A 16,663-nucleotide genomic window follows, 5' to 3' on the forward strand; every position below is an offset into this window, starting at 1 on the left:
AAAGTTGTTAATTTTGTGGTTATGAATGACCAATTGAATCCGAATAATCTTGTGGAAGGTGTCGATTATTACCTGAGTCCCGAAGGATATCGCGTATTTACCGAACATTACCACTTGAAACGCGGATACTGTTGCAAATCCGGTTGCCGCCATTGCCCCTACGGCTTTGACAAAAGCACCGGGACCATTCGAACCAAACAAACCAACAAACCTAAAAACTAAAATGACTTTTCACGAACAAATACGCGAAGGAATTCCGGCTGTACTGCCCCAACCCAAAGCGTACGAACCACAAATTAACCATGCGCCCAAACGCAAGGAAATCCTGACCGAAGAAGAAAAAAAATTAGCGCTCAAAAATGCGTTACGCTATTTTGAACCGCACCAACATGCCGAACTCATTCCGGAGTTCAAACAGGAGCTCGAAACCTACGGCCGCATTTACATGTACCGCCTTCGCCCCGATTACCGCATGTATGCCCGACCCATTTCGGAATACCCCGGAAAAAGCGAGCAAGCCAAAGCCATCATGCTCATGATTCAAAACAACTTGGATTATGCCGTGGCGCAACACCCGCACGAATTAATTACCTATGGTGGTAACGGTGCCGTGTTCCAAAACTGGGCCCAATACCGACTTACCATGAAATACTTATCCGAAATGACGGACGAACAAACGCTCGTTATGTATTCGGGTCACCCTATGGGACTCTTCCCGTCACACAAAGACGCACCACGCGTGGTCGTGACCAACGGCATGATGATCCCGAACTACTCCAAACCGGATGATTGGGAAAAATTTAATGCCCTTGGCGTTACCCAATACGGGCAAATGACTGCAGGGAGTTATATGTACATCGGACCCCAAGGTATCGTGCATGGTACCACCATCACCGTACTCAACGGCTTCCGAAAAATCAAAAAGAGTCCGACAGGCAATCTTTTTGTCACCTCAGGTCTTGGTGGGATGAGCGGTGCGCAACCCAAAGCGGGAACCATTGCCGGCTGTATCACCGTTTGTGCCGAAGTGAATCCCAAAATCACCCGCATCCGTCACGAACAAGGCTGGATTCATGAGATTATTGAAAATATTGACGCACTCGTCACTCGCGTTCGCAAAGCCCAAGAAACCAAAGAAGTAGTCTCTATCGCTTACCTCGGGAATATTGTAGACGTATGGGAACGATTTGATGAAGAAAACCTGCATATCGACTTGGGTTCTGACCAAACCTCGCTACATAATCCGTGGGCGGGTGGCTATTACCCCATGGGATACAGTTTTGAGGAATCCAACGACTTGATGGCCAACCATCCTGAAAAGTTCCGCGAGGAAGTCCAAAAAACCCTGCGCCGTCATGCGGCAGCCATCAACAAACACACCGCCAAAGGCACCTATTTCTTTGATTACGGTAATGCGTTCTTACTCGAAGCTTCTCGTGCCGGTGCCGATGTGATGAACGACCATCCTACCTTGGGCCGTGAGTTTAAATTCCCAAGTTATGTTCAAGACATTATGGGACCGATGTGTTTTGATTATGGATTCGGACCCTTCCGATGGGTGTGTGCCTCCGGTGATCCCGAAGATTTGAAGAAAACCGACGCGATTGCATGTGCCGTTTTAGAAAAAATTATGGAAACCGCTCCTGAGGAGATTCGCCAACAAATGGCCGACAACATCCAATGGATTAAAGGGGCCCAAGAAAATAAATTAGTGGTCGGTTCGCAAGCCCGCATCCTGTATGCCGATGCCGAAGGCCGCATGAAAATTGCCGAAGCCTTTAACCAAGCGATTGCCCGTGGCGAAATTGGCTACGTGATTTTAGGCCGCGATCACCACGATGTGTCGGGAACGGACTCTCCCTACCGCGAAACGTCCAACATTTATGACGGTTCCCGTTTTACCTCGGATATGGCAATTCACAACGTGATTGGCGATAGCTTCCGTGGGGCGACTTGGGTGTCGATTCACAACGGTGGAGGTGTCGGTTGGGGCGAAGTGATGAACGGCGGTTTTGGTATGGTTCTTGATGGAACTGCCGACAGTGATAGACGCCTGAAATCCATGCTGTTCTGGGACGTGAACAACGGAATTTCCCGCCGCAGTTGGGCCCGAAACAAAGGCGCTATTTTCGCAATCAAACGCGCAATGGAAGTGGAACCGCTTTTAAAAGTAACCCTTCCCAATTTGGTGGACGAAACCTTGTTGTAGCCGATTTCCACTCCGAAAAAAGCTGCACTCTAAATACCAATTGTTATGAAAAAACTTTTTTTATTATCCGCAGTTTTGACGTTACTCTTAACGTCCTGTAGTGCTGTTCGTGTCAATACCGACTATGATCAGAATGTGAAATTTGAGCAATACAAAACGTATGCTTACCAAAAATCGGTGATTGATAAAGCGGAGATATCCGACTTGGACAAGCGCCGGATTTTGCGCTCCATCGATGAAACGATGAGTACCAAAGGGTTTTCCAAAAGCGAATCTCCCGATGTATTGGTGTCCTTTTTCACCAAAGAAAAAGAGCAAGTGAATGTCTACAACAACAACTGGGGCTTCGGTTGGGGTTGGGGTTGGGGCTGGAACCCCTGGATGTGGGGCGGCGGCTATAATTCGACCTACCGCTACACCGAAGGCGTACTCACCATCAACATCATTGACGCAAAAACTAAAGAATTGATTTGGCAAGGCGTTGGGGAAGGTGAACTCACCAAACGCACCGAGAAAAAGGATGAAAACATCAAGGAGTTTGTGCAATCAATTCTCGAACAATACCCACCACAATTGAAAAAATAAGTTAAAAATTGTTTTAATTCAGCCGGCACAAGGGAAACTTTGCGCCGGTTTTTTTGTACTTTTAAGAACCAATATTTCGCCATGATGCAACGACTTCAATCACCTATAGCCCTCCTCCTCTGCCTCCTCACCTTCTTGGGGTGTACTTCAAAAAAAGAAACCCTACCCGAAGCCGGTGTCATCATTACCTTTGACGATGCTTACGTCAACGAATGGTACCGCGCCGACCAAGTCTTGAAAAAATACCACTGGAAAGCCACTTTCAATGTGTGCCGCATCGACTCGATTGGCGAACCCCAACAGCGCATGCTGCACCAACTCCAAAACGAAGGGCACGAGATTGCCGGACATGGATACCACCACTACAATGCCGTAAAGTTTGTCGATCAAAACGGGATGCAAGCCTACCTCCAACAAGAAATCGACCCCATGATGGCCGCAATGAAACGCAGAAAGTTCAACGTAACCACCTTCACCTATCCCTATGGCGAACGCAGCGATGCCTTGGACTCGACACTCACCAAACGCTTCCACATCATCCGCGGACGCGCCTTTTGCGGGGACGCACCTGAGAAGGAAGGGTGCTATTTTCGCGGCACCAAGTTTATGTACGCCTTTGACATCGACAAGAGCCACAAGCACTTTAGTTACCACTACTTGCTCGAACTCCTCGACTATGCCAAGAAAAACAACAAAATCCTCGTATTGTGCGCCCACAACGTCGTCGACAACGTGACGGGCAACTACCAAACCCAACTCGAAACTCTAGAGTTTGTCTGCAATTACATGAAGCTAAACAAGATGAAGTTTTACACGTTGCGGGAGATGGAGGGGTTTATTAAATAGTTTAAAGTTTCAAGTTTCAGGTTTCAGGTTTTGGGCGTGGTAGCAACCGGTTATCCTAAGAAAAAAGGATAATAGTACTGCCAGTTCGATTTATTGGTAACATAACTCAAAAATTTATGAATCGCTCTCTAATACTCATTCTCTTATTCATTTATCTTCCGCACTACGCTCAAGACCATACAAAAAAAGGCTATATCTACATGGAGAAATCCCAACGAAAGTTAGCCCAAGGCAAATTAGCCCAAGCCCGTGATTATTTGGAAAGCGCCCGAAAAGTTGATTTTCATGGTGGCAACCCTGAGGCAACAGCCCATAGCCGAATGAACCTCATTGAAGCGCAAATATTACTTCAAGAAAAACGGTACGACGATGCCTTGCGGGTATTAGACACCACACACGGCGCGAGTTTTGGCGTAAACTGCTTGGAGCGGGATTCGTTGAAGATCGTCACGTTGATTAAAAAACATGGCCTACAAAAAGTGAACACTGCCTTTACAAAAGCAATTGTACAATTGAATCCCGACAAAGCCCAATTTGATGCGACTTATTGCGTATCTCTTAACGACTTGGGGTATACTTTTTGCTTTTATGCCCCAATCGTCCTTACCGAAGAAGAACTGAAAAGCTATCCATTAGCGGCACTCGCAAAAGAATGCTCCTTTTACCAACTGCTTTTCTAGAAATATTATGATAGACTACACACCTTTCATTTGGTTGCTCCATTTGCATAACATTCCCCTTGCTCAGTAGCTTAGAAGCTCAGCAACTCAGCAGCTTTTACCCCTTTTGCGGAAACCCGTAAAATCACTCCACCACCACACCGTATTTTTGAAACCTAGGAAAAATACTTTTGCAATCTAGGAAAAATCCTAATAGAGTTTGTAGAAGAATGTTTAATTTAGAAGAATGATTTTTAATCTAACTTTTTCATTTATTAGCAGCTATTGTAAAACGAAACTCATACAAAGATGAAGCACATACTTTTAAACAGAGCATTTGAATACAGAAAACGTAAAGACATAAATCCGCCAAAGGACTATGTTTACAATTCTATCTTAGGAGCATGGTTTAACGTTAACAGCAAACTACCATTGATATTTGCAGACGAATTTAAAGCTCAAGGAACAAAGAAATTAGACGTTGAAACAGGCGAAGACAATAAAGGACAATAAAAAAGTAAAATTATGAAACATATCTTATTGCAAAAGGCTCTGAAATATAAACAGAGAAAAGAAATTGAGGCCCCAATAGGTTTTTCATTTGACAGTTTGAAAGGAGCTTGGGTTAACAACATTGACAAGTCATTGCTAATTTTTGCAAAAGACTTCAAAGCATTGGGAACAAAGAAAGAAGATGTTGAAACAGGCGAAGACCAAAAAGGGCAATAATGAAGTTTCCAAAAGTATTACTAATATCAAATCGTTTTGATTTTTCGACGGACTTTATTGCCGTTGAATTAGCCAATCAAGGCATTGACTTCATAAGAATTAATCGTGATGAATTAAAAGACTACACGATTGACTTTGACCCTATCAAACCTGAATTAAAAGCAACATATAATGGATATTCTTTTACAATTTCTACGGAATATCTAAAATCTATTTATTATCGTGCTCCAACATTTTTAAGAGACATTTTCCAAGAAGGATTATCGGAAGAGGAACAGTTAATTAGAACGCAATGGTCAGCTTTCGTTCGTTCATTGTGCGTATTTGAAAATGTAAAATGGTTAAACAACCCGACTGAAATTTACAAAGCAGAAATAAAACCATATCAATTATTTATTGCAAACAAATTAGGAATTAAAATACCAAAGACAATAGTTTCCAATGTTACTCGAAATTCCGACTTTGAATTTCAAGCAATAAAATCAATTGACACAGCTATCGTCAGTAGTGGAGAAAACGAAGGTTTTGTTTACACTGAAATTTACAAAAAGGAAGAATTAGAAGAAGTTAAATACACTTCGCCATTTTTTTTACAACAAGGTTTAGTGCCTAAAATTGACATCAGAGTTACAGTTGTAGAAAATGACGTAGTTGCAATAAAGATTACAAGCGATAAAAAAATTAATGAAGATTGGAGAAGATACAAAGACAATCTTACTTATTCCATATTTGAGCTACCAAAAGAAGTTCACGACTTTTGTATTAACTACACAAAAAAACTCAACTTGAAATTTGGTGCCATTGACTTAATTATTTATAAGAATGATTACTATTTCATTGAAATAAATCCAACAGGCGAATGGTCTTGGTTACAAAAAAACACAGGATATAATTTTGATAAACTAATTGTAAAGTCGTTAAATAATGTCTAACATAAAATACTTCATATTACAGCATATTTTCCCCGGGTTTTATGCTACATACGCAAATAAGATTATTGCTAAAAACTATGATAAACAGCAAAACTTTGACGTTGATTTAAGTGCTATTACAGCGGGTCAAGAAAAAGATTACATTGAACAGCTTAAGGCAGATATAAAAGAACAACACGACCGAAAAAAAATAATTGAAGACAAAGCCAAATCACTACTATTCATCATTAGTGTATCAATTACAGCGATTACTTTTTCGTTAACTTATCTTAACAGCCTAGAAATAAATATTCCACAAACTATTGCTTTAATACTTTTGGGTGTTAGTATTGTATATTTTGTTTTAGCGTCTATAAGGGCATTACAAACATTAAATATTAGAAAATTTAACGTTATCAACACGGCAATAGAAATAACTGAGGTCAACTTTAAATTGACAGCAAAAAAAACCGATAGTGATTTTCTTAAAGAATTGATTAAAAGCAAACAGCAAAATGATTTAATTAATATTCAATTATCAAACTATACTTACGCATCATTTACTTTAATCAGAAATGGAATTATTTTATTTGTCTCATTTTTCATTATTACAATTTTCTTTAGTTACTTATCTAAACACGACAAAACCATAGAAACATACCAAATAAGTAAGGAAATAAAAATAAAAGTCAATGACTCTATAGACGTGAAAATACCTTACACTTTTGAGTTAAAATACGACATAAAAAATTTAGAAATTGACAATCAAGAAAAGAAATAACAGTTGCTAACTCGGTATTGGCAAAAGTAGCCAACATCATTTGTAACTGTAAAGCTTTCCAAATCATCTTCAAACAAATGAATAAAATTCTTAAGAAAATCCCAACGATAGTTTATGGAGGACTATTAATATTATTATCGATTTACCTTACTCATCGATTAGAAGAGTATTTAATTTATATTAAATGGATTAGTAAAACCGAAGGAGAGGCTCGAGTTGCTTTATACTCTAGTGTTTTAACTGTATTAGGGATATTATATGGAGTTTTACAATTGCAACAACAAAGAAAAGATAGTCTATTTGCAAATGAGTATATGAATCAACCTGAATTTGAATTTCTTGAATTTAGTTCTGATGAAAAGCTTAGTGAACATAAATCACCAGGATGCTGCTGTGTTCGAGAACAGGTTTGCACCAATAATTGTATCGATGAACACTGGTTTAATTTAAAACAAATTGGGAATCTTCCAGCAACAGACATCAAAATTTCAATGTTTCATAAAAGTGATTCACAGAACGTTTGTTGCGACACAAGAATTAAGAAAGTTGAAACGTTAAACAAAAATGGAGTTTATCAATATAAACTACCTCCTTACACTTTTCCAGAAAGATTCTTTGACGAGACATCAAATGGCTCTTTTTATGTTTTACTTTCCTATAAATCTTTGTATTCAAAACTTAAATATAAACGAATTTATGAGCTTGAATATTCTCCTAAAGAAAATGCTGAATTAAATGATGGATTATGGGGAAATAACATTAAGTTTTTTTGTGTTGAATTAACTAAAATAACTGATTACCAATCACTTTCAATGAAGGAAATAATAATTGGAAAATTAATTCATCTTTTATTCAAAATAAAAATAAAAGATACATTCAATAAAGAAAACTGGATACTAAAGTATTAACAGCAGATAACCTCGCTCTGCAAAGTAAACCCCCGCTACCGCGCGAATCCTTTCGTTCACACACAGGTGAACGCTTCGCAGGCAAAAGTGCTTGAACTTTGCCCCGCTCTGCGAAGTCACCCTACTTCGTAGCAGTCCTGCTTTAGGGCTATAACAGTCGCTAGGATTGGCAGGTGCAAAGTCAACGTTGGGTTAAAACAACACGAGCAAAGCGAATCATTTAAAGCAAAAACGTTTATCTTAGTAAGAAAAAATCGTTTCGCTTTTACCGCCACAGTCGGCTAGCGGCGGCACGTTATAGGGCATTTTAAGACGACAACACATTGACAGACTTTAAAACATATTACAAGCAGTATTTCCAACTAGACCTTCTAAATTTCGTAGGACAAATACCTATTGAAGGCAATAAGCATTACGACAAAAACGAGTTTAATTTTCAATACTTCTTTTTGACACCGCAATACAAGTATTTAAACATAATTCCACAAGACAGACAAGGACTTTTCGCAGTCGCACTTTTTTGGACTGTTTTGGTTGACCAAACATTTTATTCAAACTATAGACAGTCATATCCAACTTTTCAGAGAAAAACATTATACCCGAAATTCATTGGCAACTGCACAGCACCTTCACTTATGAGTTCTGAGTGCGGACACCACCAACACCCAGGAAAAATTTTACAGGCTATAAATGACACGGCAGACAAAGGGAACAGGTTTGACTTTGAACGTGAAATCTTCAGAAAGGATGAGTGTAACCAACCAAGACTTGTTATTGATTACTTTTCAATATTAGAAGAAGCAAGACAAGTTATGAAAGACGAGATAAAAGAATATTTTGAAAATCACCAACCAGAAATAAGCTGGACAGAATTTTGGACTAAATGTGAACGTGAACTATGACAACAGAGAGAAAAACGCCCACCCCCGCTCCACAAAGTCTCCCGACTTCGTAGCCTCAACAATACCCACTCCCATAACTCAAGAATCATCACAAAACCACTATAGTACAACCACACCTCCCCGTGTGGTTTTTTTGTATAGTGTTGTAAGCAACTGCACTACCAATAGAATCCATGTTTTACCGAGCCTAAAGCTAGGGGTTACCGAGCATGATGCTGGGGATTACCGAGCATGATGCTAGGTGTTACTAAGCATGATGCTGGGTAGTACTAAGCATGATGCTGGGGGTTACTAAGCATGATGCTGGGTGTTACTAAACATGATGCTGGGGGTTACTGAGCCGCTGAGAGGCTGAGCTCCTGAGCCCCTGAGCAAACGTTGCGTGAAGAATGGAATGGGATTTCTCCTTACGTCGAAATGACAAGATTGGGTTTAAAGCTGCTGAGTTACTGAGACACTAAGCCCCTGAGCAAACGTTGCGTGAAAAATGGAATGGGATTTCTCCTATCGTCGAAAGGACAAGTTTGCACATAAAAAGTTTTTAGCTAGCTAAAAAAATACCCCGTCCTGTTGTCATTTCGACGATAGGAGAAATCCCATAGGACAGGCCCCTTTTTTTCGCTTAGCGAAAAACACTTTTATTTTTTTCTCTCCTCGAAGTCTCCCGACTTCGTAGCCTTGATCATCCTTAAAGACATGCTCTTTCCTTGTACATAATAGTTAGTTGTGACTAGGGATGGAAAGTCTAAAGTTGACATATATTTTCATGAAAACGTAAACATAAAGAAGAAATACTTGTTTTACTTTGGTCGTTACTGAAAGCTAGTGGCGGAACCTTAGCGGTATTTTTTTAACCCAAAAAAAACTAAAAAAAATTGTTTTTATAAAATATAGTTTTACTTTTGTTATCAATTAACGCCACCTCATAATCTCAGTATTATGAACCTGCTCCTACTGGGAGCTTTTTTTTTATATGCCTTATGTCTGAAGAAATAAAACAAGCTGAAAAAACCGAACAAATACCGCCCAAAAAAGTGGTGTTTTATTTTGATGGTTTTAATTTTTACCATGGGTTTAAATCTTATACGGGTGCAAATCCAGACTGGAAAAATTATTACTGGATAGACTTCGTTAAATTTTGTTCACAGTTTGTTTTTGCTCATGATGGACAAGTCTTACATAAAGTAAAATACTTTACTGCTCCACCAATTAATTTACAAAAAAGAAGTAAACAAAGTGCTTTATTTGGAGCAAATAAAGTTATAAATGGTGACACTTTTGAAGTATTGAACGGTCACTATGCCGATAAATACATAGATTGCTTAGCAACATGTAAAGAAACATTTCGAGTACCGGAAGAAAAATGTACGGATGTCAATATAGCATTAAATATCGTTGGAGATTGCATGGACAATCAAGTAGATGTTATAGTGCTTGTAACCGCCGATAGCGATCAGGTTTCAACCGTAAAATTTATTCAAAAAAAATTTCCTCATATAAAAATAAAACTATACTTCCCTCCAAATAGAGCTTCAAACGAGCTGAAATCACTATTTAAACAAGTCGTTTATCTTGAGAAACACGAAGATAAATTCAAGAATGCTAAAATGACATTTGAAGTGAAAAATGAGAAGAAAACTTTCACACGACCTGCTGACTGGAAAAAATGACATTATACAGTCGAAAGGACAAGATTGGGTATAAAGCTCCTGAGCCACTAAGACGCTAAGCTCCTGAGCCTTCGTAAACGTCAATTTACCACGAAAACCTTAAACTTTAAACTTGAAACCTGAAACTTTGTTAAAGCTGCTGAGATACTGAGCTGCTGAGCCCCTGAGCAATCGTTACGTGAAGAATGGAATGGGATTTCTCCTTACGTCGAAAGGACGTTTAAAGCTTCTGAGCCACTGAGAGGCTGAGAGGCTGAGCCTTCGCAAACGTCAATTTACCACGAACAACCTTAAACTTTAAACTTGAAACCTGAAACTTTATTAAAGCTGCTGAGCAACTGAGACGCTAAGCTACTGAGCTAACATAAACTTCAATTTCCACCGAAAACTTGAAACTTGAAACTTGAAACCTGAAACCTGAAACCTGAAACTAATACCGCAACAACTCCTCCATCTTCGCTTTCACCTTCTCCGCATTCGGGATCATGGTTTGTTCCAAAGTGCTGTTCAACGGGATCGCAGGTAGGTTTTCGGAACCGATGACCATTACTGGAGCATCCAAGTCGCGGAAACATTCCTCTTGAATACGACCCGCCAAGCTTCGTGCAAACGAGTTGTTCACCGGCTCTTCGGTCACCACCAAACATTTCTTGGCTTTGCGAACCGATTTGAAAATGGTTTCTTCATCCAACGGGTATAAGGTGCGCAAGTCGACAATTTCCACCTGCGTCGCCATGCCCGCCGAGGCATTCAACGCCCAATGTACGCCCATACCGTACGTAATCACCGTAAGGGTTTCTTGGGTTTCTTGGGGCCATATTTCTTGCACGACATTCGCTTTTCCAAACGGCAATAGGTAGTCTTCTGACGGTTCGTTTACGCGTGCCATATCCGTACCTTTCACCTTACTCCAGTACAAGCCTTTGTGTTCCAAAATCACCACCGGATTCGGGTCGTAATAGGCCGCTTTTAGCAAGCCTTTCAGGTCGGCACCATTACTCGGATAGGCAATTTTAATCCCGCGAATATTGGTCAACACACTCTCCACCGACGACGAGTGATAAGGGCCGCCGCTTCCATACGCGCCAATCGGCACGCGCAAGATCATACTCACGGGCCATTTCCCGTTAGTTAAGTAATTGGAACGACTCACCTCGGTAAACAATTGGTTCAAGCCCGGCCAAATGTAATCGGCGAACTGCACCTCAACGATGGGTTTTAAACCAACGGCCGACATCCCCACCGTAGACCCTACAATAAAGGCTTCTTGAATGGGAGTATTGAACACGCGGTTGTCGCCAAACTTCTGGGCCAAGGTGGCTGCCTCACGGAAAACCCCGCCCAAGCGTCCGCCTACGTCTTGACCGTACAGCAAACATTCGGGATGTTTTTTCATGAGTTCTTCGACCGCAAATAAGGCGCAATCGACCATGACGACTTTATCTTCGCGTTGGGGGGAACGCTCCCCGACTTCTTCCGTTACGGGTGTTGGAGCAAAATCATGGGTAAATAAATCTTCAGGACGAGGATCTTCTGCGGCCATCGCCTTTTCATAATCGGCTTCCACTTGTTGCAGCACGGTGGCTTCGATCGCTTGTAAATCGCTTGCTGTGAATCCCGCATCTAGCATTTGCTGCCATAAAACGGGATACGGATCGCGCGAACGGGCTTCGTCCAAGTCGTCACGGTACCATTCCATCCGCACACCCGAAGTGTGGTGGTTGAGCAACGGTACTTTGGCATGTACCAAAAACGGACGGCGTTCGGTACGTATCGTCTGGATAACCTGTTCCAGTGCGGTATAACTTTCTATAAAATTGGCCCCATCAATACTAATGGCTTCCAAACCATGGAATCCTTTGGCATACTCAAAGGCATTTTGGGCGCGGGTTTCTTTGGCATTCGCCGAAATATCCCAGCCGTTATCTTGTACCAAATACAGGATCGGCAATTGCTTTAAGGCCGCCATTTGAAACGCTTCCGCAATTTCACCCTCGGTAACCGAGGCATCACCGAGCGAACAAACTACTAAAGGCAGATCACCCGCCTCTTGCGGTAAGTCCATACTTTCTTTGTACCAAAATCCCATGGCAGCCCCCGTAGCGGGAATGGCTTGCATCCCTGTCGCAGACGACTGGTGCGGAATTTTGGGTTTGTCGGCATCGCGCAAACTCGGGTGGCAATAGTAGGTGCGTCCCCCCGAAAACGGATCGTCACGCTTGGCTAACAATTGCAACATTAAATCATAGGGCTGCATCCCGATTCCCAACAACATGGCGTCGTCACGGTAATAAGGAAACGCATAATCTTGGGGTCCCAATTGCATGGCTACCGCAATCTGTATCGCTTCATGACCACGCGAGGTGGCGTGAACGTATTTGGAAACGGTTTTAAAATTCGCTTCGTACCATTCGGCCATGGTTTTGGCTGTCACTAAGGTCGTAAACGCTTTTTCAAGTATTTTTTTATCTAACATATCCATGAGGTGCGTCAAGCGCAAATTATTGAGCGGGCACAATCCATCCAAACGGATCGGCTTCTTGTTGTACTTTCATCGCATTCAAGGTATCGTTGACCATGTGCGAAACGGGATTGGCTTCAGGCAAGGTCAACGTGAAATCGTTATTGCCAATGGCTTCCACCATCGCGATGCCTACTGCTGTTCCGGTTCCGAAGGCTTCTTCGAGGAGTCCGGCTGCATGGGCCGCTTTGATTTCATCCATGGTAATCGGACGCTCGGTCACTTCATACCCTTTGTGACGCAACAAGTCGATGACACTCATGCGGGTAATTCCGTTGAGAATAGAACCGCTCAAACTCGGTGTGATGAATTTCCCATCCACTTTAAAGAAAATATTCATGGTCCCCACTTCTTGGATATAATTGAAATCGTGGGCATCCAACCATAACACTTGGTCGTAACCTTGGGCTTTGGCATATTCAGTAGGACGAATGGCTGCAGCGTAGTTCCCTGCGGCTTTCGCTTCTCCGGTTCCTCCGTTAACGGCACGTACGTATTTTTTCTCCGCGTACAATTTGATTTTACGACTGAAAAAAGGGCCGGCTGGTGAAGCCATGATGATAAATTTATACGAAGTCGCCGCACGCATTCCGATAAACGCCTCATCGGCATACATAAACGGACGCAAGTACAATGCACTTCCTTCTTGGGTTGGAATCCATTCTTTTTCAAGGGCCACAAATTGCTTCAAAGCCTCCACAAACAAGTCTTCTGGAAATGCGGGCATACCCATACGATCGGCACTGTGGTTTAAGCGCTTCGCATTTTCTTCGGGTCGAAACAACAAGGGCGTTCCGTCTTGTCCAAGGGTGGCTTTCATCCCTTCAAAAATCGCCTGACCGTAATGCAACGCCATGGCGGCAGGGTGCGTCGGAATCAAAGCGAGGGGTTCGATACGCGGGTTGTGCCACGCACCATTTTCATAGTCACAGATAAACATGTGGTCGCTAAATCGCGTTCCCATGACAATGTTGTGAAAATCCACGCCGGCCGCTTGCGACTGCGCTACTTTCGTAATTTTTATTTCTTGCGTCATTGGTATCATTCTTTATTTAGTAGGTTGTATTGGTATCAAATTGTTCGAGGTAATCGCCCACCTTGCGCAGGAACGAGCCGCCGAGGAAGCCATCCACGACGCGGTGGTCAAACGATAATGAAAGGAACATCATACTGCGAATGGCAATCTCATCCCCTTTTGCGGTGGTAATCACTTCGGGACGTTTTTTGATGATGCCAAAGGCTAAAATGGCCACTTCGGGTTGGTTGATAATGGGTGTTCCCATCAAACTTCCAAACGTACCCACATTGGAAATAGTGAAAGTACTGCCTTGAATTTGTTCGGGTTTTAAGGTATTGGTGCGCGCACTTTCGGCCAATTGATTTACATCAGAAGCTAAAGCGGCTAAATCTTTGGTGTCGGCGTTACGCACTACGGGTACAATTAAATTCCCCGTAGGCAATGCGGTTGCCATTCCGATATTGATGTCTTTACGAACGTAGATTTTGGTATCTTCTACGGCGACATTAATCAACGGATAGGCTTGAATTGCTTTGGCAACAGCCTCCACAAAAAGCGGCGTGAAGGTAAGCTTCTGCCCCGTTTTGGCTTGAAAGGCCTCTTTGTGGTTATTGCGCCACGCCACGAGATCGGTCACATCCACTTCGAGATAGGACGTAACGTGGGGTGAGGTTTGTTTTGAATACACCATATGATCGGCAATCATCTTGCGCATACGGTCCATTTCGATGATATAATCTTTCCCTTCGGTAAAATTGATTTTCGGTTTGGGATAGGAAGATGTAGATGGACTTTGAACCACGGGTTTGCTTTGCACCGGGTATTTGCGGTTTTTCAAATACTGGTACACATCGCTTTTTTGCAAACGACCGTCAGCTCCAGAACCCGGAATCAACTGCAATTCTTCTATCGATAAGTTTTCTTTTTGTGCGATGCTAATGATAAGCGGCGACAAAAAGGTGGTGCCTCCCTGACGCAATTGCGCCACGGATGAAGGTGCGGCGGAGGCATAAGGCGAACTCGGTTCTGCGACTTGTGCGGACTGCTGCGTCTGCGACTGTGACTGCGACTGAGACTGCAACTGAGACTCCCCTTCAGACGCTTCAATCAACGCCATCACGGTTCCAACAGGTACCACATCGTTTTTTTGGAAACGAATTTCTTTAATAATTCCCGAAACGGGTGATGGTACCTCGCTGTCTACTTTGTCGGTGGCGACTTCCAAAAGGGTCTCTTCGGCCGCGATATAGTCCCCGACATTTTTCAACCAACTGATGACCGTCGCTTCAGCAATACTCTCCCCCAATTTGGGCATTCTAAATTCAACCATTTTTTTAGTTTCAGGTTTCAGGTTTCAGGTTTCAAGTTACACCCGACTGAGGGAATAACCATTAAAACGAAAACCGACTATTTATTTCTTTTTAAAATCGTTTAATGTTGCATAAAACGCTTCTTGTGTGGGTCGGTCTTTGGGGATTTCCCGTAAAGGTTCGACCACTTGCAGCGTTTCATAACATTCTTGGGGCAATTGTTGGTACAATTGGGTCCCTTTGGTTTTCCAGGCGATCATCTCGTCGGAAACGTCTTTAATGATTTCGGCGGGATTGCCCACAACCATTTTTCGGTTGGGAATTTGCATTCCGGCTTTGACAAACGCCAACGCGCCGATGATGCATTCGTCGCCTACATTCACATCATCCATCAACACGGCATTCATTCCGATGAGGCAGTTGGCCCCAATATTCGCACCATGAATAATCGCGCCATGGCCAATATGAGCGCCGGCTTTTAAAACCATCGTCTTTCCCGGAAACATGTGTAGCGTACAGTTTTCTTGCACGTTGCATCCGTCTTCGATGATGATTTCGCCCCAATCCCCTCGGATGGCAGCACCGGGTCCGACATACACGTTTTTCCCAATAATCACATTCCCCGTAACCGAAGCCTGCGGGTGGATAAAGCTACTCTCGTGAATGACCGGAATGAATCCTTTGAATGCGTAAATCATAGTTTTTAGATTAAAGAATAAAGACCATTGCATTGCAAGAAAAAAGAAATCTTAGTATCGCAACCACTTTGTTCTTTCAGCGAAGCGGTCTTTGCTCTTGCAGCGAAGCGGTCTTGCTTCTATTTAAACTTTTCCAGTTTTTGTTTCGTAAAATCACTCAATACCAAACGGCCGCTGATGGCTGCGCGTTCGGCGAGTAAGGTATCCCAATCGTCGGTGCCGCGCCAGAAGACTTTCTTCATTTCGAGCATGGCTTCGGGATTGTAGGTGCACAGGTGTTGTGCAAAAGCCCAAACCGCAGCATCCAATTCTTCTAACGAAGGGAATACTTGTGCAAACAATCCTTTCTCACGGGCCCAAGACGCTTCATAAAACGTATTGGCATCAATGGCAATTTGCGAGGTAGCTGAAACCCCCATTTTACGTTCAATGGCGGGCGACACCACAAAGGGTCCGATCCCTACATTGAGTTCGCTCAACTTAATTGCGGCAAACTGGGTCGCCATACAATAGTCGGTTGCCGCAGCAATACCCACGCCACCGCCTACGGTTTTCCCTTGAATACGCCCGATGATGAACTTCGGGCATTTGCGCATGGCATTGATCACGTTGGCAAAGCCCGAGAAAAAGACTTTTCCTGTAGCGGCATCGTTGATGGCGATAAGTTCCTTGAAACTTGCCCCCGCACAAAACGTACGGTCGCCGCCGCTTTGCAGGATGATGACTTTGACATCGTCGCGTTGTCCTACTTCGGTAATCGTTTGTGCCAATTCGGCTAAAACGGCACCTGGCAGTGAATTTTGTTCCGGATGAAAAAACTCAATCGTCGCGATGTTTTCTTGTATGTGGTGTTTTACGTAAGGTTCCATTTTTTTTTGTGATTAGTGATTAGTGACTAACATCTTGTTTCTTTCCT

17 protein-coding genes are annotated in these 16,663 nt (G+C 42.6%); 12 read left to right on the forward strand and 5 right to left on the reverse strand.

Features of this window, described 5'->3' with window-relative positions; all coding sequences use genetic code 11:
• The first annotated feature begins 21 nt into the window (after positions 1-21).
• The 12 genes from OLM45_RS00365 to OLM45_RS00420 all read left to right on the forward strand — a co-directional run bounded on the left by OLM45_RS00365 (position 22) and on the right by OLM45_RS00420 (position 10,200).
• Complete coding sequence (locus OLM45_RS00365) at positions 22-222, forward strand: DUF5522 domain-containing protein (protein WP_073364196.1); 201 nt, start codon at positions 22-24, stop codon at positions 220-222.
• 1 nt (position 223) lies between these two features.
• A complete protein-coding gene (locus tag OLM45_RS00370) occupies positions 224-2,209 on the forward strand; it encodes a urocanate hydratase (protein ID WP_264511003.1) in 1,986 nt (661 codons plus the stop codon).
• A gap of 45 nt (positions 2,210-2,254) precedes the next feature.
• Positions 2,255-2,794 carry a DUF4136 domain-containing protein gene (locus tag OLM45_RS00375; protein WP_264511005.1) on the forward strand — a complete coding sequence of 180 codons (540 nt, stop codon included), beginning with the start codon at positions 2,255-2,257 and terminating at the stop codon, positions 2,792-2,794.
• 135 nt (positions 2,795-2,929) lie between these two features.
• Entirely contained in the window at positions 2,930-3,640 is a 711-nt protein-coding gene (locus OLM45_RS00380; protein WP_264511007.1) for a polysaccharide deacetylase family protein, read from the forward strand.
• Between the two features lie 116 nt (positions 3,641-3,756).
• Complete coding sequence (locus OLM45_RS00385) at positions 3,757-4,320, forward strand: tetratricopeptide repeat protein (RefSeq protein ID WP_264511009.1); 564 nt, start codon at positions 3,757-3,759, stop codon at positions 4,318-4,320.
• A 288-nt stretch (positions 4,321-4,608) separates the two neighbouring features.
• Positions 4,609-4,812, forward strand: coding sequence for a hypothetical protein (locus tag OLM45_RS00390; RefSeq protein ID WP_264511011.1), 204 nt, complete (start codon positions 4,609-4,611; stop codon positions 4,810-4,812).
• 12 nt (positions 4,813-4,824) lie between these two features.
• Positions 4,825-5,028, forward strand: coding sequence for a hypothetical protein (locus OLM45_RS00395; protein ID WP_264511013.1), 204 nt, complete (start codon positions 4,825-4,827; stop codon positions 5,026-5,028).
• A complete protein-coding gene (locus tag OLM45_RS00400; protein WP_264511014.1) occupies positions 5,028-5,960 on the forward strand; it encodes an ATP-grasp domain-containing protein in 933 nt (310 codons plus the stop codon). The genes OLM45_RS00395 and OLM45_RS00400 overlap by 1 nt, the downstream gene beginning before the upstream one ends.
• A complete protein-coding gene (locus OLM45_RS00405) occupies positions 5,953-6,720 on the forward strand; it encodes a hypothetical protein (protein WP_264511016.1) in 768 nt (255 codons plus the stop codon). The genes OLM45_RS00400 and OLM45_RS00405 overlap by 8 nt, the downstream gene beginning before the upstream one ends.
• 77 nt (positions 6,721-6,797) lie before the next feature.
• Positions 6,798-7,628 carry a hypothetical protein gene (locus tag OLM45_RS00410; protein WP_264511018.1) on the forward strand — a complete coding sequence of 277 codons (831 nt, stop codon included), beginning with the start codon at positions 6,798-6,800 and terminating at the stop codon, positions 7,626-7,628.
• Between the two features lie 323 nt (positions 7,629-7,951).
• Complete coding sequence (locus OLM45_RS00415) at positions 7,952-8,530, forward strand: hypothetical protein (protein WP_264511019.1); 579 nt, start codon at positions 7,952-7,954, stop codon at positions 8,528-8,530.
• Positions 8,531-9,510: 980 nt separating this feature from the next.
• Positions 9,511-10,200, forward strand: coding sequence for an NYN domain-containing protein (locus tag OLM45_RS00420; protein ID WP_264511021.1), 690 nt, complete (start codon positions 9,511-9,513; stop codon positions 10,198-10,200).
• Positions 10,201-10,630: 430 nt separating this feature from the next.
• Here OLM45_RS00420 and OLM45_RS00425 read toward each other — a convergent pair whose 3' ends face one another.
• The 5 genes from OLM45_RS00425 to OLM45_RS00445 all read right to left on the reverse strand — a co-directional run bounded on the left by OLM45_RS00425 (position 10,631) and on the right by OLM45_RS00445 (position 16,616).
• Positions 10,631-12,676: a thiamine pyrophosphate-dependent enzyme gene (locus OLM45_RS00425; RefSeq protein WP_413614189.1), complete on the reverse strand. Its 2,046-nt coding sequence runs from the start codon at positions 12,674-12,676 to the stop codon at positions 10,631-10,633.
• Positions 12,677-12,701: 25 nt separating this feature from the next.
• Positions 12,702-13,757: a branched-chain amino acid aminotransferase gene (locus tag OLM45_RS00430; RefSeq protein ID WP_264511023.1), complete on the reverse strand. Its 1,056-nt coding sequence runs from the start codon at positions 13,755-13,757 to the stop codon at positions 12,702-12,704.
• Between the two features lie 16 nt (positions 13,758-13,773).
• Positions 13,774-15,069, reverse strand: coding sequence for a dihydrolipoamide acetyltransferase family protein (locus tag OLM45_RS00435; protein ID WP_264511025.1), 1,296 nt, complete (start codon positions 15,067-15,069; stop codon positions 13,774-13,776).
• Positions 15,070-15,150: 81 nt separating this feature from the next.
• A complete protein-coding gene (locus tag OLM45_RS00440) occupies positions 15,151-15,747 on the reverse strand; it encodes a transferase hexapeptide repeat family protein (protein WP_073364173.1) in 597 nt (198 codons plus the stop codon).
• A 119-nt stretch (positions 15,748-15,866) separates the two neighbouring features.
• Positions 15,867-16,616, reverse strand: a complete 750-nt coding sequence (locus OLM45_RS00445) for an enoyl-CoA hydratase/isomerase family protein (RefSeq protein WP_264511027.1) — start codon at positions 16,614-16,616, stop codon at positions 15,867-15,869.
• Between the last annotated feature and the right edge of the window lie 47 nt (positions 16,617-16,663).

Source organism: Flavobacterium sp. N1719 (assembly GCF_025947045.1).
Taxonomy (GTDB): domain Bacteria; phylum Bacteroidota; class Bacteroidia; order Flavobacteriales; family Flavobacteriaceae; genus Flavobacterium; species Flavobacterium stagni.